This is a genomic window from Streptomyces sp. NBC_01304 (genome assembly GCF_035975855.1).
In the GTDB taxonomy this organism is placed as follows: Bacteria; Actinomycetota; Actinomycetes; order Streptomycetales; family Streptomycetaceae; genus Streptomyces.
On record NZ_CP109055.1, the window covers coordinates 651,866 to 669,886 of the forward strand.

General features: G+C 69.7%; 15 protein-coding genes. 9 read left to right on the forward strand and 6 right to left on the reverse strand.

Translation table 11 applies throughout. From position 1 onward, the window contains the following. Nucleotides 1-39: 39 nt before the first annotated feature. Nucleotides 40-1,029, reverse strand: a complete 990-nt coding sequence (locus OG430_RS02870) for a hypothetical protein (protein ID WP_327350768.1) — start codon at nt 1,027-1,029, stop codon at nt 40-42. A 341-nt stretch (nt 1,030-1,370) separates the two neighbouring features. Between OG430_RS02870 and OG430_RS02875 the strand changes: the two genes are divergently transcribed. From OG430_RS02875 to OG430_RS02885, 3 genes are all read left to right on the forward strand, one after another. Then, nucleotides 1,371-1,781 carry a hypothetical protein gene (locus OG430_RS02875; RefSeq protein WP_327350769.1) on the forward strand — a complete coding sequence of 137 codons (411 nt, stop codon included), beginning with the start codon at nt 1,371-1,373 and terminating at the stop codon, nt 1,779-1,781. Further along, nucleotides 1,778-3,307, forward strand: coding sequence for an FAD-dependent oxidoreductase (locus OG430_RS02880; protein WP_327350770.1), 1,530 nt, complete (start codon nt 1,778-1,780; stop codon nt 3,305-3,307). The genes OG430_RS02875 and OG430_RS02880 overlap by 4 nt, the downstream gene beginning before the upstream one ends. A 125-nt stretch (nt 3,308-3,432) precedes the next feature. Continuing rightward, a complete protein-coding gene (locus tag OG430_RS02885; protein ID WP_327350771.1) occupies nt 3,433-3,813 on the forward strand; it encodes a VOC family protein in 381 nt (126 codons plus the stop codon). Nucleotides 3,814-3,902: 89 nt separating this feature from the next. Here the strand turns inward: OG430_RS02885 and OG430_RS02890 are convergent, their stop codons facing one another. After that, the gene (locus OG430_RS02890) at nt 3,903-5,051 is read right to left on the reverse strand and encodes an LUD domain-containing protein (protein ID WP_327350772.1); all 1,149 of its coding nucleotides are present in this window, start codon (nt 5,049-5,051) and stop codon (nt 3,903-3,905) included. A gap of 150 nt (nt 5,052-5,201) precedes the next feature. On the opposite strand from OG430_RS02890, the gene sigJ reads away from it, so the two are divergent. Next, nucleotides 5,202-6,140, forward strand: a complete 939-nt coding sequence (gene sigJ, locus OG430_RS02895) for an RNA polymerase sigma factor SigJ (RefSeq protein ID WP_327350773.1) — start codon at nt 5,202-5,204, stop codon at nt 6,138-6,140. A gap of 25 nt (nt 6,141-6,165) precedes the next feature. On the opposite strand, the gene OG430_RS02900 is transcribed toward sigJ, so the two are convergent. Next, a complete protein-coding gene (locus OG430_RS02900) occupies nt 6,166-6,615 on the reverse strand; it encodes a nuclear transport factor 2 family protein (protein WP_327350774.1) in 450 nt (149 codons plus the stop codon). 137 nt (nt 6,616-6,752) lie between these two features. After that, on the reverse strand, nt 6,753-8,042 hold the full coding sequence (locus OG430_RS02905) for an ROK family transcriptional regulator (protein ID WP_327350775.1): 1,290 nt from the start codon (nt 8,040-8,042) through the stop codon (nt 6,753-6,755). A gap of 206 nt (nt 8,043-8,248) precedes the next feature. On the opposite strand from OG430_RS02905, the gene OG430_RS02910 reads away from it, so the two are divergent. From OG430_RS02910 to OG430_RS02930, 5 genes are all read left to right on the forward strand, one after another. Then, a complete protein-coding gene (locus OG430_RS02910) occupies nt 8,249-9,565 on the forward strand; it encodes an ABC transporter substrate-binding protein (protein WP_327350776.1) in 1,317 nt (438 codons plus the stop codon). 11 nt (nt 9,566-9,576) lie between these two features. Further along, nucleotides 9,577-10,572, forward strand: coding sequence for a carbohydrate ABC transporter permease (locus OG430_RS02915; protein WP_327350777.1), 996 nt, complete (start codon nt 9,577-9,579; stop codon nt 10,570-10,572). Further along, nucleotides 10,565-11,470 carry a carbohydrate ABC transporter permease gene (locus OG430_RS02920; protein WP_327350778.1) on the forward strand — a complete coding sequence of 302 codons (906 nt, stop codon included), beginning with the start codon at nt 10,565-10,567 and terminating at the stop codon, nt 11,468-11,470. Before OG430_RS02915 ends, OG430_RS02920 begins: the two co-directional genes overlap by 8 nt. 32 nt (nt 11,471-11,502) lie before the next feature. Further along, on the forward strand, nt 11,503-12,867 hold the full coding sequence (locus OG430_RS02925; protein WP_327350779.1) for a GH1 family beta-glucosidase: 1,365 nt from the start codon (nt 11,503-11,505) through the stop codon (nt 12,865-12,867). 104 nt (nt 12,868-12,971) lie between these two features. Next, entirely contained in the window at nt 12,972-14,813 is a 1,842-nt protein-coding gene (locus OG430_RS02930) for a coagulation factor 5/8 type domain-containing protein (RefSeq protein ID WP_327350780.1), read from the forward strand. A gap of 148 nt (nt 14,814-14,961) precedes the next feature. Here the strand turns inward: OG430_RS02930 and OG430_RS02935 are convergent, their stop codons facing one another. Beyond that, nucleotides 14,962-15,672 carry a hypothetical protein gene (locus tag OG430_RS02935; protein ID WP_327350781.1) on the reverse strand — a complete coding sequence of 237 codons (711 nt, stop codon included), beginning with the start codon at nt 15,670-15,672 and terminating at the stop codon, nt 14,962-14,964. 72 nt (nt 15,673-15,744) lie between these two features. After that, nucleotides 15,745-17,961 (reverse strand): glycogen debranching protein GlgX, encoded by a 2,217-nt coding sequence (gene glgX / locus OG430_RS02940; protein WP_327350782.1) that lies wholly within the window; start codon nt 17,959-17,961, stop codon nt 15,745-15,747. Nucleotides 17,962-18,021 lie beyond the last annotated feature (60 nt).

Genomic DNA, 18,021 nt, shown 5'->3' on the forward strand with positions numbered 1-18,021 from the left:
CTGCTGCGGGGCCGCGGACACCTGCTCGGGTTCGGACTGTCAGCCCTGGCGCGCGGGAATGCGTGCCGTTGCCACACCGATGTTGTCCACCTGGTCGGTGTCCACGTCCCGGCGATGGCCCGGCGCGATAAGCGCGGTGCCGGCCGACATGCCCTTCGGCGCTCCCGCCTGGGCCCGCAGCGGGATGGTGAACGTGTCGTCCTCCTCCACGCCCAGGTCGGGCAGGGTGCAGCGGACGATCTGGGGAATGCCCGGGGTCCGGTCGTTCAGCGCCAGGGTGCACTCCTCGGGGAGCCCGGCTTCGGTGTCGACCTTCACCAGCAGCGGGGTTGCCACCACCACGACCGCGCCGCGCCGGGTCGGGTTCGGGCCCACGTTGCCGTACCTGAGCTCGAGTTCACCGGTGTGGTCGCTCGCCATCACGGCATCGGACTGAGCGAGCCACAGGCCCACTTTGCGGCCCCTGGGCAGCGGCGGGGTCGGGCGCGTCAGATTCAGGCGGGCCAGCACCCAGTTGTTGTTGGTGTCCGCCTCGACGTCCTTGGACCGCGGTGCCGGCATCACGCTCGCCCGGCCGCGCACCGTACCGCTGAGCCGGGCGCGCTCGGTGACGACGACAGGAACCGCGAGGGTGCGGGCGTGGCCCTTGGCGAGCCCGGCGCCCAGCCGGCACGTCACGACCTCGGGCATGATCGGATCCTGGTTCGCGTACGCGATGCGGCACCCGCGAGGCAGCGGACGGTTGCGGTCGACGTTGGTGTACGGCGGCGTCGCGTAGGACACCAGGGTCGGGCCGGTCGTCGGGCGCCGCGCCGCATTCGAGACGGTCAGCCGCTGAACGCCGCGCTGACCGGGCGCCAATTGCACCGGAGAGTCGGCGATGGCCAGATCCACTCGGTGCCCCGCGGGCTTGGGGGCGGGCACGGCGGTGGCCGCTCCGGTCAGCAGGCAGATCAGCGCGACACTGATCGGCAGCGCGCCGCGGGCCGCGGCGGTCAGGGCGGGAAGACGAGGGGACTTGAGCGGCATCACAGCTCCAAGGGGTCAGACCGAAGCGATCAGTGTGGCGGTCGATTTACCCTGTTACAGCGCTGTAATTGATAGTTGCTGGTGAAATACCCGAATGGCGCTGCAGTGCCGAGGCCCTCCGTCGCGCCATTGCGGGCCCGCCGGCAAGTCCTCATCGGCCCTGCCGCTCGGTGGCTGCCGGCGCACTGCTGGAGCCGGGTGGGACCGGCCCGCGCCGGGCAGGGCACCGCCGGATGGAGCAGCGTCCCGGGCGACCCGCGCCGGAGCTTGGCAGCGTGGCCGGTTGAACCCCCATGCAGAAGTGCGAAGCCGTTCTCCTGGTGCACGGAAAGAAGCCCCTGATGACACACAATCCGCGTGAGCGACTCGGTGTCCTGGTCACCTTGGGCGGGATCGCGGCAGCCGTCCCCTCCGTGCGGCACACCGCCACCCACGTCACCGATCCCGCCTTTCGCCGGCCTCAACTGCGTTACGGCGAGCGGCACATCCAGTACCACATGGCCCGCGAGGTGCTGATCACCGCGGGCGCCCTGGCCGCGGTCGGCATCGGAGCCCTGCGCGGGCCCGGACGCGACCGGGGCCTGTGGCGGGCCATGGCCGCCGGAGCCGGTGGGTACTGCGCCGCCCTGTGGTCCGGCGGGCCGACCACCGGCGTATGGGCCCCCAACCGCAAGGCCTTGCTCGTCCACACGGCCGCCACCACGGGGCTGCTCGGCGGCGTGGCGCTGCTGCGGCCGCCCAAGAAGGCGTGACCGGGGCTGCGGCCGCCGCCGATGGCCTCGACGTCCTGGTCGTCGGCGGCGGCCCGGTCGGACTGTTCACCGCGGCCCTGCTGGACGGGGCAGGCGTCAGGGTCGCAGTGCTGGAACGACGCACGGGGCCGAGCGAACACTCCAAGGGCGCCACCGTCCACCCTCGTACCCTGGAGGTCCTCAGCGTGCTGCGCGCCCACGACGGAGCCGGTCTCGGCGACGTCCTGGCTGCCCGGGGACGCCCGGCTCCCGCAACGCACTTCGCGCTGCTGCCCGCGCTGTTGGACTACTCAACCCTGCCCACCCGCTATCCGTACGTGCTGATGGTTCCGCAGGCCTGCACCGAACGTCTGCTGCTGGAGCACCTGCGCGACCGCGGTGTCCCGGTCCACTACGGGCAACGAGTCGAGCAGGTGCTCCAGGACCGCGACGGGATCCGGGCGCGCGTCGACCGCACGATGCACACGGCCCGCTATCTGGTGGGCGCGGACGGAACTCACAGCCTGGTACGCCGACAGGCCCGGATCGACTTCCCGGGCACCGAACCGTCGCTGGTGGCGTTCGTGGCCGACGTCCAGCTCGCCGACCCGCCGCCGCAGGCCCTGCACCACTGGAACGACCGCTCGGGAACCCTCAGCGTGCTCCCCCTGCCCAGCGGACTGCATCGCCTCTACGGCGCCGAACCGCGCGACACCCGGCTCAGCCCCGCCCACGTGCGTTCCCGGCAGCGCGGCGAACTCACTGAGCAGCAGCTGCGATCCGCCATGCACCGCATCATCGGCACCGACTTCGCCCTGCGCAAGACGGTGTGGCGCTCTCAGGTCACTGACACGACGCGCACCGCGGTCCGCCTCCGCGCAGGCCGCATCTTCCTTGCCGGCGACGCCGTGCACGCGCACTTCCCCGCCGGTGGCCAGGGCCTGAACGTCGGCCTGCAGGACGCGGCCAACCTCGCCTGGAAACTCGCCGCAGAATGCGTCGGCCGCGCCACGCCCGACATCCTGTCCGGACCGGCCAGTTACCACGCCGAGCGCCACCCCGTCGCCGAATCCCTGGCCCACAACACGCTCGCCCAGACGGCACTGATGTATTCCTTCACCCCGGCCGGAGCCGCCCTGCGCGCCCTGGTCAGCGATCTCGTCGGCCACGACCCCGGCACCGCACAAAGGCTCACCGGCTGGATTTCCGGGCTCGGCGTCCACTACCCGGCCCCGCTCGGCGCCCACCCGATGGCCGGACGCCGGCTGCCCGAGCCGGAGTTGCTCGATCGACTCCGCCCCGGCCACTTCCTCCTCGCCCACCGCGCGGACGCGGCTCCACCCCCGGTCTCGGCCGAACTCACCGCCGCCACAACTCCGTTGCTGATCGCCTCGACCTCCCGCAGCTTCGGTGCGCACGCAGCCCTCGTCAGACCCGACGGGCACGTCGCGCATGCCTGGGACCAGGTGCCTGACGGCCCGGCAATCCATGCCGCCATGGGGTGCTGGACACCAGGCTTTCACCATCACGGCGAACGGCGCCCTTGACGTCTGCCGGAACACCGTTTGCCCGCGGAACATCGACACTCCTTGTGCGAATCGTCACCGTGTGGAAATCGATCTCGCGGGCACGCGTGGTGGTGTGCACGGAACAGCGTCAGCAAGGAGGAAAGATGGCCGTCGCCGAGATGTACTCCACCGTCCTGGACACCACTGACCCGAAGGGCCTTGCGGAGTTCTACGCCGAGCTGCTGGGCGGCAAGGTGGACGATTCGGGCGAGTGGGTGACCGTCGTCCTCCCGCATGGGCAGCGGCTGGGGTTCCAGCTCGTGGCCGAGCACGAACCGCCGCAGTGGCCGCACTGGCCGGGCGCCGACACCAGTCCGCAGCAGATGCACCTGGACCTGAAGGTGACCGGACCGCTGGAGGAGGCCGAGCAACGTGTGCTCGACATGGGCGGGCGGAAGCTGGACACGGACGACGCCGACGGCAAGCGCCCCTCCCGCGTGTACGCCGACCCGGCCGGCCACCCCATCTGCCTGTGCCGCGTCTGAAGAAGAAGCCGTGACACCGACGGTGGGCCGGGCTCGGTCCCGCCCACCGTCGCACGCTTCGGTCGAGTCGAACCGCCCCCTGCGCCGGCTCAGTATCCGATCGCCTCACGGAGCAGCAACACAGTGCCGCGCCCCGGACGGGGCTCCGCGTTGAGGATGAGCAGACGGTTGACGGCGCTGGGCATCCCGTACACCGCCTGGGCGCGGACGTTCTCCAACGGGAGGGCGTGCTCCTCGATCCGGCGCAGCGCCGTACTCAGGTCGGGCACCACCTTCTGCGCGCCGACCACCCAGACCGCTTGGGCGGCGCCGCCCGCGTTGGCCGGGAGCTGACTGCCGCTGCCCGAGGCGAGCACGAGCGAGCCGGTCTCGGTGACCGCGGCGACGCTGTTGATGACGAAGTCGGGGCAGGCGACCAGCCGGCGGATCTCGTCGGCTCCGGTGGCACGGTCGATGGCCAGGATGCGTGGCCTGATGGCGTCGTACTGGCCGCTCGCATTGATGTCCTCGTCGATGCCGGACAACCGGAGGGTCTCGCTGGCTCCGGTGAGCACGCCGGCGCCCTCGGGGACCAGCTCCTTGATGCGGACGCGCGCGGCCGCGGCGTCGTCGAGGATCTCGGCGGCGAAGCCTCCGGCACGCAGCGCGGCAGCCACCCGCTCCAGTCGTTCGGCCGATGCCACCTCGGTGAAGGATGTGGCCGCGGCCGGGGTGTCCGTGGCGTCCGCCGGACGGGTCCCGGAGCCGTCCGCCAGACCGGTCCCGGAGCCGTGCGCCGGACGCGTCCCGGAGCTGTCCGCCGATTGGGGCGCCGTGCCCGCCAGCGGGGACGTGTCGAGGTACCTGATCTCGTACTCCCGCTCGGCGAACCTCCAGCCTTCCCCGGTGCGCTGGTAACGGTCGTGGTAGACCGCGTAGTTCAGGCCCTGGCGCCCGTCGAGGGCACGCCCGATCTCTTGGATGTAGGCGCGGCCCGTCGCGGTGTCGCCGTCGAGCAGGATCGTGCCGGGGTGGGTGTTCTGCACGAAGAAGTCCCACTGGCCCTGCAACAGCTCGCCCCCGGCGCGGATCTCCTCGCGGCCGATCTGCTCGACAGGGATGTCGGGCATGCGCAGGACGCCGTCCGGTGTGAACAGCGACGCCAGGCGGGGTCGGTCGCGCATCATCGCCGCGTCGGTGAACTCGCCGCGCAGTGCCTCGATCTCGACGCGGTCCGCGATGGTCCGGAAGTCGTTCATCGTCAGTACCCTCTGCCTCTCATTGTCGTCTTCACCGGTCCGACAACGCAGCCCTTCGGAATGTGAGGCGGCGTATCGGCCTCACAATCCGGTGCGCTGTTCTGTCGTACCGGGTGGAGGCGCAAGAGCGAGCGAGGGAGACGCCAGATCATGACCACCAGAGCCGAGCCCGGAAACGATCAGGGCGATCCGGGCCTCGGCGTGCTGATGAGCGAGCGGCGGCAGCTGATCAACCTCTCCTATCGGCTCCTCGGCTCCCTAGCCGACGCCGAGGACGTCGTGCAGGAGACCTACACCCGCTGGTACGCCATGTCCGCCCGGGAGCAGCGGGCCATCGAGTCGCCCGGCGCCTGGCTGATGACGGTCGCGAGCCGCATCTGCCTGAACCTGCTCGGCTCGGCGCGGGCCAGGCGGGAGACGTACGTGGGCGAGTGGATCCCCGAACCGCTGCCCGGGCCCGCGGAGTCGGTCAACGGGCGCTCCGGTGCCGACGGGACCGACCCGGCCGACCGGGTCACCCTCGACGAGTCGGTGACGATGGCCTTCCTGGTCGTGCTCGATGCGATGACCCCGGCCGAGCGCGTCGCTTTCGTGCTGCACGACGTCTTCCGCTACCCGTTCGGCGAGGTCGCCGAGATCGTCGGCCGCAGTCCGGCGGCATGCCGTCAGCTGGCCTCGTCCGCCCGTCGTCGTATCCGCACCGCGCAGACCCCGGCGGGGCCGAGCACCGGGCAGGCCGGCATCGTCAGGCAGTTCAAGACCGCGTGGGAGGCCAAGGACATCGAGGCGCTGGTCGGCCTGCTCGACCCCGACGCCACCGCGATTGCCGACGGCGGCGGGCTGGCCGTCACCCACCTGCTCCCGATCGTGGGCGGGGAGCAGATCGCACACGCCTACGCGAGGATCGCCCGGGTGTCGGGCGACCGCACGACGTTCCAGGAGTGCACGGTCAACGGCCGGCCCGGCTTGATGGCACACCAGGACGGCAAGGTCGCGACCGTGTACGCATTCGAGTTCGCGGGCGACCGGATCCGGCGCATCTGGGCGGTGCGCAACCCCGAGAAGCTCCGTCCCTGGCTGGACAGTTGAGGAGCCGCCACGCCCTCAGACGTCTTCAGGCAGCCGGCGTCGGCCGTCCGCAGGCGGCAGCGATCGCCGCGGTGTCCCAGTAGAACGGGCGCACTTCGGAGATCCGCCCGTTCTCGACCCTGATCGTCTGCAGGATCGGGAACGTGAGCTCGCGGCCGGTGGCGCGAGGGCGCGCACGGACCTGGGTCAGCACCACCGTGCACTCGCCGGTGGCGAGGAACTGCTGCTCCACCATGGCGAACGATTCCCACGCGTGGCTCATCGCGAGGAAGAACCGTTCCATGCCTTCGTGGCCGTGCCAGGTTCCGCCGTAGGGCAGGGCGTCGGCCTGATGCAGTACGACATCGGGCGCGAAGAAGGGGGCAAGCAGGTCGAACGACGCCCGGCCCGGGCCTCCGGCCGCCAGGTACTCCGCCTCGGCCGCGTACATGCCGGTGAGGACGGTGACCGATTCTGTCTCGTATGAAGTCGTCATGCGGCAAGCCTGATCACACGGTGCGGGCCGTGCTGGCGGCGATCGGACATCGACCTGTGACGGTGGTCGGCACCTTCCTGACGAGCCACCTTCCAGACGGGCCCCGAGCCCCGGACCCTTCCCGGCCACCCCCACGGTCAGGCCAGTGACCTCCCCGCCAACGAGGTGCGCCAGGCGGGCAGTTGGCCCGGTGCGGCCGCGTCCTGGCGGCGTCCGCCGCGGGAGAAGAAGTCGGCCAGGGGCAGGGTCGCCGCCCCGACCGTGACCGCGTCCGGGCCGAGTCGGCCCATCTCGATGGTGACCTTCCGCGCCGGATGGTGCAGTGCGTACGAGGTGGCGTACTTGCGTACCGCGGGCAGGAAGCGTGCACCGAGCTGGAGGCCGGCCCAGCCGCCGATGAGGATGCGTTCGGGCTGGAACAGGTTGATCAGGTCGGAGAGGCCCGCGCCGAGGTATTCGGCGGTCTCCTCGAGCACCGCCTGCGCGACCGGATCCGCGACGGCGCCCGGCGCGGGGTAGGCCGCCGCCAGCATGGCCGCGAGCGCGGTCTCCTCGTCCACGCCCTCGGGCGGCTCTCCGCCCGCCTCCTGCCAGCGCTCCAGGAGGGCCTCGGAGCCCGCGTACGCCTCCAGGCAGCCCAGCGCGCCGCAGCGGCATCTGCGGCCCCGTACCCGCACGGTGAGGTGGCCCCATTCGACGGCCCTGCCGTGTTCGACGACGTCCGTGACCAGGCAGGCGCCCACGCCGGAGCCGAAGAGGATGACGGCCGCGTTGGAGGCGCCGCGGCCGGCGCCGAACCACATCTCCGCCTGGCCCAGGGTGCGGGCGCCGTTGTCGATGAAGTACGGGACGGTGTCGGGGAGTTGGCCGCCCGCGCGGAGCAGCTGCTCCAGGGGGACCGCGTCCCAGCCGATGGTCTGGCCGTGCACGACCGCGCCGCGCTCGGGGTCGCGGTCGACGATGCCGGGCACGCCGATCCCGACGCCGAGCAGCCGCTCGGGCTCGATGCCCGCCGCGGCGAGGACTTCGGCGATGCCGTCCCGGATGTGTCCGGCGATCAGCTCGACGTCGTAGTCGTGGTGCTCCAACGGTCGCTCGGTGCGGGCCAGTTCGGTGAGCGCCAGGTTGAGGAGTTCGATGCGGACCCGGGTCTCCCCCACATCGATGCCGATCATGTATCCGCACTCGGGGGCCACGCGCAGCAGTACGCGCGGGCGTCCGCCGGCGGAGTCGACGCTGCCGGCCTCCTCGACCAGACCCTCGGCGGCGAGCTCGGTGACGACGTTGCTGATGGAGCCTGAACTGAGTCCGGTCGCCGGGCCGAGCGCCTGGCGGCTCATCGGCCCCTCGAAATACAACTGTTGCAATACGGCAGTGCGGTTGTCCCGCCGCAGGTCACTCACTGTGCGCCCGCCCCGACCGGCCATGTGGCTCCTTTGCTCCTGCCCGAGCCTGCAACATACCCCTGCGCGATCCCTTGACGCGACCTTTTACAACGGCTTAACTCACGCTCTAAATTAAGCCGTGAGGGCATTCAGTACTTGAACGAGTCGCGACCGCCGACTGGATCAAGTCCCCACCGCCGCTTGCCCTCTGGCACCCGTGACTCCCTTCGGAAGGGACACCTGGAGCCATGCGCAGAATCCGAGCCGCAGCCGTCGGCGCCGCAACACTTTCCCTCGTCCTGGCCGCCACCTCCTGCGGCGGCGGATCGTCGACCGGCGGCGGGTCCAACGACTCGCCCAAGACACTCACCTACTGGGCCACCAACCAGGGCGCCAGCCTCGAGGTGGACAAGAAGGTCCTGGCGCCCGAGCTGAAGAAGTTCGAGAAGCAGACCGGGATCAAGGTGAAGCTGGAGGTCGTCCCCTGGGCCGACCTCCTCAACCGGATCCTCGCCGCGACCACCTCGGGCCAGGGCCCCGACGTCCTCAACATCGGCAACACCTGGTCCGCGTCCTTGCAGGCCAGCGGCGCCCTGCTGCCCTGGGACGAGAAGACCTTCGACAAGATCGGCGGCAAGGACCGTTTCCTGGCCTCCGCGCTCGCCTCCGCCGGCGCCGAGGGCAAGGACCCGGCCGCGGTGCCGCTGTACTCGATGGCGTACGCGCTCTACTACAACAAGAAGATGTTCGCCGACGCCGGGATCGAGAAGCCCCCGGCGACGTGGGACGAGCTCGTGGCCACCGGCAAGAAGCTGTCCAAGGACGGCAAGTGGGCACTCGGCGCCGAGGGTTCGAACCTGTCCAACAACATCCACCAGGTCTTCGTCCTGGGCCAGCAGCACGGCGCCGACTTCTTCGACGCCCAGGGCAAGCCCGACTTCACCTCGGACGGAGCCGTCGCCGCCGTCAAGCAATACGTCGACCTGATGGCCAAAGACAAGATCGTCGCGCCGGGCAACGCCGAGTACGCCCAGAACCAGTCGCTCAGCGACTTCGCCAAGGACAAGACGGCGATGGTGCTGTGGCAGACGGCCTCCGCCACCTTCAAGGCCCAGGGCATGAGCGAGGACGAGTGGGGCGTCGCCCCGGCCCCCGTACAGTCCGGCACCCCCGGCACCGGCACCTCCGCCAACTCCATGGTGGCCGGCATCAACATGTCGGTGTTCAAGAACACCGACAACCTCGACGGATCACTGAAGTTCGTCAAGTTCATGACGAGCGACGCGGAACAGAAGATCCTCAACAAGACCTACGGCTCCATACCGCCCGTCAAGAGCGCCCAGTCCGACGCGGAGTTCAACCGCCCTGACCTCAAGGTCATCCGCGACACCCTCGCGAACAGCGCGGCCGCACTCCCCCAGGTGCCCAACGAGTCGCAGTTCGAGACGGTCGTCGGCACGGCGGTCAAGAACCTCTTCGCCGCGGCCGCCGGCGGCAAGGCCGTGACCAACGAGTCGGTCAAGGCCGAACTCACCAAGGCCCAGCAGCAGATGCCCAAGAAGTGAGCGATACGACCATGACCGTCACTGCTCCCGAAGAGACCGGGACACGGGCGGCGAAGACCGACGGACCGGGGGCGGCGCGCGGTGCGCGCCCTCCCGGGCGGATCCGCCGCATCGGGCTGCCGTACCTCCTGCTGCTCCCCGCCCTGCTCCTGGAGATCCTCGTCCATCTCCTGCCGATCGTCACCGGCATCTTCATGAGCTTCAAGGAGCTCAGCCAGTTCTATCTGCGCGACTGGGGTGCCGCTCCCTGGCGCGGCCTCGACAACTACTCGGTGACCGTCGACTTCGACGCACCGATCGGCGCGGCGCTCCTGCACTCCTTCGCCATCACCTGCGCCTTCACGGTCCTGTCCGTGGGGCTGTGCTGGCTGCTCGGCACCACGGCCGCCGTGTATCTGCAGGAGACGTTCCGCGGCCGGGGTGTGCTGCGCGCCCTGTTCCTCGTGCCGTACGCACTGCCCGTGTACGCCGCGGTGATCACCTGGGCGTTCATGTTCCAGCGGGACAACGGCCTGGTCAACCATGTGCTGCACGACCAGCTGGGCCTCACCGACAGCCCCACCTTCTGGCTGATCGGCGACAACAGCTTCGTCGCGCTGCTCGTCGTGTCCGTGTGGAAGGGCTGGCCGTTCGCCTTCCTCATCGTCATGGCGGGGCTGCAGAACATCCCGCGCGACATGTACGAGGCCGCGGCCATCGACGGCGCCGGGATGTGGCAGCAGATCCGACGGATCACCCTGCCGTCGCTGCGGCCGGTCAACCAGGTCCTGGTCCTGGTGCTGTTCCTGTGGACCTTCAACGACTTCAACACGCCGTACGTGCTGTTCGGCAAGTCGGCACCGGAGTCCGCGGACCTCATCTCGATCCACATCTATCAATCGTCGTTCGCCACCTGGGACTTCGGCACCGGCTCCGCCATGTCGGTCCTGCTGCTGCTGTTCCTGCTCGTGGTGACCGGCCTCTATCTGCTCGTCACGAACCGGGGAAGGAAGACCGCCGATGTCTAGCCCCGCAACCACCACGCGGCCGACGGCGCCCAGGTCACCGAGTGCGCCCAGGTCGCCGATGGCTCCCCCGCGGTCCTTCCTGTGGTCCCGGCGGATCTTCCTGACGCTCCTCGTCGGCTTCGTCCTGCTGCCCGTGTACGTCATGGTGTCCAGCTCGCTGAAGCCGCTGCAGGACGTGACGGAGAAGTTCCGCTGGCTGCCCAGCGATCTGACGGTGCAGCCCTACTTCGACATCTGGGAGACCGTGCCGCTCGCGGACTATTTCGTGAACTCGCTGATCGTGGCGGGCGCGGCGACCGTGTGCTCCGTGACGATCGCGGTGTTCGCCGCGTACGCCGTCAGCCGCTACCGCTTCAAGGGCAAGCGGGTCTTCACCGTCACGGTGCTCTCCACCCAGATGTTCCCCGGCATCCTCTTCCTGCTGCCACTGTTCCTGATCTACGTCAACATCGGCAACGCCACCGGGATCGCCCTGTTCGGCTCGCGCGCCGGGCTCATCCTCACCTATCTCACCTTCTCGCTGCCGTTCTCCATCTGGATGCTCATCGGGTACTTCGACTCGGTGCCGCGCGAGCTCGACGAGGCGGCCCTCGTCGACGGGTGCGGGCCCCTCGGCGCGCTGTTCCGCGTGGTCGTGCCGGCCGCGATCCCGGGCATCGTCGCGGTCGCCGTGTACGCGTTCATGACCGCCTGGGGGGAAGTCCTGTTCGCCTCCGTCATGACCAACGACGTCACCCGCACGCTCGCCGTGGGCCTGCAGGGCTACGCCACCCAGAACGACGTGTACTGGAACCAGGTGATGGCCGCCTCGCTCGTCGTGAGCATCCCCGTGGTCGCGGGATTCCTGCTGCTCCAGCGCTATCTGGTGGCCGGCCTGACCGCCGGAGCCGTCAAGTGAGCGCCGCCTTCACCCCTTTTGAAAGGACACCCGTGACCGACCCCATCGACCTCGCCGCGCTCCCGCAGGACTTCGCGTGGGGCACCGCGACCTCCGCGTACCAGATAGAAGGAGCCGTCGCCGAGGACGGCCGCTCCCCCTCGATCTGGGACACCTTCTCGCACACGCCCGGAAAGATCGACAACGACGATCACGGGGACGTCGCCTGCGACCACTATCACCGGTGGCGCGAGGACATCGCCCTGATGAAGCGGCTGGGCACCAATGCGTACCGGCTGTCGCTGGCCTGGCCGCGGATCCTGCCCGGCGGGGACGGCGCGGTGAACGCCAAGGGACTCGACTTCTATGACCAGTTGATCGACGGGCTTCTGGAAGCGGGCATCACCCCGTCCGTGACCGTCTACCACTGGGATCTGCCGCAGGCCTTGCAGGACCGGGGCGGCTGGCCCGAGCGGGACACCGCGCACCATCTGGCCGCGTACGCCTCCGTCGTCGCGGAGCGCCTCGGGGACCGGGTCAGCCACTGGGCCACGCTCAACGAGCCGCTGTGCTCCGCCTGGATCGGCCACCTGGAGGGGCGGATGGCCCCGGGTCTGACCGACCTCGACGCGGCCGTGCGCGCCTCCTACCACCTGCTGCTCGGCCACGGTCTGGCCACGCAGGCGATCCGCGCCGCCGCCCCGGGGGCGCAGGTCGGCATCGTCAACAACCTCTCCACCGTCGAGGCGGCGAGCGACCGGCCCGAGGACATCGCGGCGGCCCGCCGGATGGACGGCCACACCAACCGCTGGTGGCTCGACCCGGTCCACGGGCGCGGCTTCCCCTCCGACATGCTCGACGTGTACGGCATCGAACTCCCCGAGCAGGCAGGCGACTTGGCCACCATGGCCGAGCCGCTGGACTGGCTGGGCCTCAACTACTACTTCCCGGCCGTCGTCACCGACGACCCCACCGGGCCGGCCCCCTACGCCCGCCAGGTGCAGCGCCTCGATGTGCCGCGTACCGGCATGGACTGGGAGATCGACGCAGGCGGCATCGAGGAGCTGCTCCTGCGCCTCACCCACGACTACGGCGCCCGCAAGCTGTACGTCACCGAGAACGGCTCCGCCTACCCCGACGTCGTCCGCCGCGACGGCACCATCGACGACCCCGAGCGCGCCGACTACCTGATCGGGCACCTCGCCGCCTGCGTGAGCGCCGCCCGCAAGGGCGCTCCGCTGGCCGGATATTTCGCCTGGTCGCTGCTGGACAACTTCGAGTGGGCGTACGGCTACGACAAGCGCTTCGGTCTGGTGCACGTCGACTACGCCACCCAGAATCGCACGGTCAAGGGCAGTGGGCACCGCTACGCGGACGTGATCCGCGCGCATCGCTCGCAGGCCCGCAAGGCGGCCTGATCCCCCCAGCCCCTCCCCCACGGCCGCACGGCCGGGGCCGCACCGCACCGTGTCCGCGTCACTCGTACCGCGTCCGAACCCACCCATGAGTCAGGAGAGTTCACATGCGCACGCCCCCCACTGACCCCTCGTCGGCGCGCACCTTAGGTTCACCGTCACGCCGCAAGGTGATCGCCGCGGCAGCCGCCGCGCTGCCCGCCGCCGGGCTCGCGGCGTACGCCGCCCCGTCCGCAACAGCCGCACCCGCGCCGTCCGGCTCGGCGGCAGCCGCCTCGTCCGCCGCCGTGGCCGGCAAGCGCGTGAGAGGCGGCGGAGACCTCGGGCCGAACGTCCTCGTCTTCGACCCGGCCACCCCCGGCATCCAGGCCAAGCTGGACGAGATCTTCAAGCAGCAGGAGGCGGCCCAGTTCGGCACCGGCCGCTACGCGCTGCTGTTCAAGCCGGGAACGTACAACGGTCTCAACGCCCAACTCGGCTTCTACACCTCCATCATGGGCCTGGGCCTGACCCCCGACGACACGCTGTTCAACGGCGACGTGACCGTGGACGCCGGCTGGTTCGGCGGCAACGCCACCCAGAACTTCTGGCGCTCCGCGGAGAACCTGGCCCTGAATCCGGTCAACGGCACCAACCGCTTCGCGGTCTCCCAGGCCGCGCCCTTCCGCCGGATGCACGTCAAGGGCAACCTCAACCTGGCGCCCGACGGCTACGGCTGGGCCAGCGGCGGCTACATCGCCGACAGCAAGATCGACGGAACCGTCGGGCCGTACTCCCAGCAGCAGTGGTACACCCGCGACAGCTCCATCGGCGGCTGGCTCAACGCCGTGTGGAACATGGTCTTCTCCGGCGTCGAGGGCGCCCCCGGGCAGTCCTTCCCCGAGCCCCCGTACACGACTCTCCAAACCACGCCCCGCTCCCGCGAGAAGCCGTTCCTCTACCTCGACGGCGCGGACTACAAGGTGTTCCTGCCCGCGCTGCGCACCGACGCCCGTGGCACCAGCTGGGGCAGCGGCACCCCCAAGGGCGAGTCCCTGCCCCTCACCTCGTTCTACGTCGTCAAGGCGGGCGCCACCGCGACGACCATCAACGCCGCGCTCGCCCAGGGCCTCAACCTGCTGTTCACGCCCGGCATTTACCACGTCGACAAGCCGATCGAGATCGGCCGCGCGGGCACCGTCGTCCTCGGGATCGGCTACCCGACCATCGTCCCGGACGGCGGCACCACCGCGCTCAAGGTCGCCGACGTGGACGGCGTACGCCTGGCCGGACTGCTCGTGGACGCCGGTCCGCAGAACTCCGCGACCCTCCTGGAAGTCGGACCCACCGGGGCGTCCCGGGACCACTCCGCCAACCCCACCACCGTGCAGGACGTGTTCATCCGCATCGGCGGCGCGGGCGCCGGCAAGGCCACCACCAGCATGGTCATCAACAGCCGGCACACGATCGTCGACCACACCTGGGTGTGGCGCGCCGACCACGGCGACGGCGTGGGCTGGGAGACCAACCGGGCCGACTACGGCGTCGTGGTCAACGGCGCCGACGTCCTGGCCACCGGTCTGTTCGTGGAGCACTTCAACAAGTACGACGTCCAGTGGAACGGCGAGCGCGGCCGCACGATCTTCTACCAGAACGAGAAGGCGTACGACGCCCCCAACCAGGCGGCCATCCAGAACGGCGCCATCCGCGGCTTCGCCGCCTACAAGGTGGCCGACTCGGTCGCCGAGCACGAGGCCTGGGGCCTGGGCAGCTACTGCTACTACAAGGACGACCCCAGCATCATCCAGGACCACGGCTTCGCCGCCCCGAACAAGTCGGGGGTGAAGTTCCACGGCCTGCTTGTGGTGTCCCTCGGCGGCAAGGGCCAGTACGCACACGTCATCAACAACACCGGCGACCCCACGTCCGGTACGTCGACCGTGCCGTCGAAGGTCGTCCAGTACCCCTGATTCATCCCGTTCCTCTGATCGACCGGCTCCGCAGGGCCTGACGGCCATCCCGGTGCGGCCTCGCGACGCCCTCTCCCCAGGGCGTTGCGGGGCCGCGACGCGTCACGCCCGAGTCGGCGGCCACCTCGCGGAGCGGGCGGCACACGTCTCACCCGGTGGCTTCGGCCGCATTCCACGTCTGCCAGACGTGGATCGTGTTGGGCACCTCCGGGCGGTCGAGGAGCCACAGCACATAGCCGACATGCCGCCGTGCCCATGGGTTGTGTGACCGAGCGGCAGTTTCGAGCCTGGCTCGCAGATCATCGCTGTCGACTGCTCGGGCAACGCGCAGGTACTCACGGTCCTTGCAGCGGTAGCGCCTCTGCACGACGACCTCGACCAGATCGGTGAGCTTCGTCCTGACGGTCTCACTGTGGTCGGCGACCGCCACGTCCCGTATCAGCCCCTGCTTCGTGCCCCACTTCTTGGCGTGCCGGGTCCACTCCTGCGGATACCGTGCCTCCCACTCCAGGAAGAGGAGCGCGTAGGGCAGACCCGGCCAGGTCCTCATGTCGCCGGGCGGGCGGTTCCACAACGCGTCGGGCAACACATACTTCCCGGCTTCGCGGTACCTCTCGTACGCCTGCAGGAACGTCGGATCCCGGTACTGCTCCTGTCCGCCGAGCGGCAGCGTCAAGTGCCACAGTTCGTTCCACCGACGGAGAGCATCGCCCACGTTGCCCCGGGCGTCAGCAAGCCGGCCCAGCGCCGCACCCCGTTCGGCGGGATCGTCGGCTATCAGATCGAACGCCCAGCCCAGCCGCGCGTCCCATCCATGGGCGTCGTCAACGCCCGCACTCGTACCCGCCTTCTTCGCCACGCAGAAGATCATTCCCCAGTCACTACGCCCTGGGCGAGGGAATAACTGTTGGTCGTCAACCGACGACGGCGTTCACGACGTCTGTGCCGTCCCGGACAGCCCCGGACCGGGATCTGCGAAGTCCTGCCCAGGGGCCGGGCAGGACAGGATGCGGATGCTGCGTCCCTCGACAGGGATGACGGTGCCCGCGTCGAGCGTGGAGTTCCCCTCGGATTCGCCCCTCCTGACCGTCCTGGCCGTCCCGTCCGTCCCGTCCGTCCTGGCCCTGCCGTCCCGGGTCTCCGCGGTGGAAAGCACCGTGTGCCAGGTCTTTCCGTAGTCCGCCATGGGGAGTTGGAAGTCGATCGCCTCATGGTGGCTGTTGACCAGGATCAGCAGCGAGTCGTCGATGACGCGTTCCCCGCGAGGCCCTGGCGGGAGGGCGCCACCGTGGAGGAAGGCGGCAATGGCACGGGCGTCGTCGCGGTCCCAGTCGTCGCCTTGCATCACGGTGCCGTCCGGGCGGAGCCAGACCAGGTCGTCGATGTGGTCGTTGTCGGTCTCGCCACGGAAGTGCCGCCGGCGTCGCAGTACGGGATGGTCGTGTCGCAGCCGCACCAGCCTCCGCACGAAGGCGAGCAGGTCCTGGCGCGGGGCGTCGAGGTCCCAGTCGACCCAGGACAGTTCGTTGTCCTGGCAGTACACGTTGTTGTTTCCCTGCTGGGTGCGCCCCAGTTCGTCCCCGTGGGCGATCATCGGAATGCCCTGGGAGCACAGCAGGGTGGTGAGCAGGTTGCGCTGCTGCCGGGCGCGCAGCTCGAGGACGGTGGCGTCGTCGGTGTCTCCTTCCGCGCCGCAGTTCCAGGACCGGTTGTCGTCGGAGCCGTCGTTGCCGTCCTCGCCGTTGGCCTCGTTGTGTTTCTGGTTGTACGAGACCAGGTCGCGCAGGGTGAATCCGTCGTGGGCGGTCACGAAGTTGATGCTGGCGCGGGGGCGTCGGCGGTCGGCTTCGTACAGGTCCGAGGAACCTGCCAGCCGGGTGGCGAAGTCGGCGAGCGTGGCGTCCTGTCCTCGCCAGAAGTCCCTTACGGTGTCTCGGAATTCACCGTTCCATTCGCTCCACTGGGACGGGAAGTTCCCCACGTGATAGCCGCCGTCACCGATGTCCCAGGGCTCGGCGATCAGTTTCACCCGGCTGACCACGGGGTCCTGCTGGACCAGGTCGAAGAACGCGGACAGCCGGTCGACCTCGTGGAACTGGCGGGCCAGCGTGGCGGCCAGGTCGAAGCGGAACCCGTCGACGTGCATCTCCTGCACCCAGTAGCGCAGCGAGTCCATGATCAGCTGGAGGACGTGGGGGTGCCGCATCAGCAGGCTGTTGCCGGTGCCGGTGGTGTCGAAGTAGTGCGCCGGGTCGTCGTCGACCAGCCGGTAGTAGGCCGCGTTGTCGATGCCCCGGAAGGAGAGGGTCGGGCCGCGCTCGTTGCCTTCCGCTGTGTGGTTGTAGACGACGTCCAGGAGGACCTCGATCCCGGCCCGGTGCAGGGACTTGACCATCGACTTGAATTCCGTGACCTGCTCACCGCGGCTGCCCCCGGAGGCGTAGGCGTGATGCGGCGCGAAGAAGCCGATGGTGTTGTAACCCCAGTAGTTGGACAGGCCCTTCTCCCTCAGGTGGCCGTCCTGCAGGAACTGGTGCACCGGCATCAACTCGATGGCGGTCACGCCCAGTTCACTCAGGTGCTCCAGCATGACGGGGTGGCCGAGTGCGGCGTACGTGCCGCGGAGTTCGGGAGGAAGACCGGGGTGCGCGCGGGTCAGTCCCCGTACGTGCGCCTCGTAGATCACAGTGTCGTGGTACGGGTGGTCCGGTGGGCGGTCGTTCTCCCAGTCGAACACCGTGTCCGTCACCACCGACACGAAGGTGTGGCCCAGGCTGTCCTCGGGGTTCGGGCCGGCCTCGCTGCCGGGCCCTCCGTCGAACAGTGACGCGTGGTCGTCGGGTTCCCCGTCGATGGCCCTGGCGTAGGGGTCCAGGAGCAGTTTGGCGGGACTGCACCGGTGCCCCAGCTCGGGGGCGTAGGGGCCGTGCACGCGATAGCCGTAGCGTTGCCCGGGCCGGATGCCGGGCAGGTGGACGTGCCAGACGAGGCCGTCCACTTCGCGTACGCGGATCCGTTGTTCCGCACCGTCGTCGTCGATCAGGCAGAGCTCCACCTTCTCGGCGACCTCGCTGAACAACGCGAAGTTCGTGCCGGTGCCGTCGTACATGGCACCCAGTGGATACGAGCGGCCCGCCCAGGTCTCCATCTGCCGAACGTAGCCATTGCGCGTCGGCGTGGATCCGCTCGAACAAGCCAACCGCGGCAG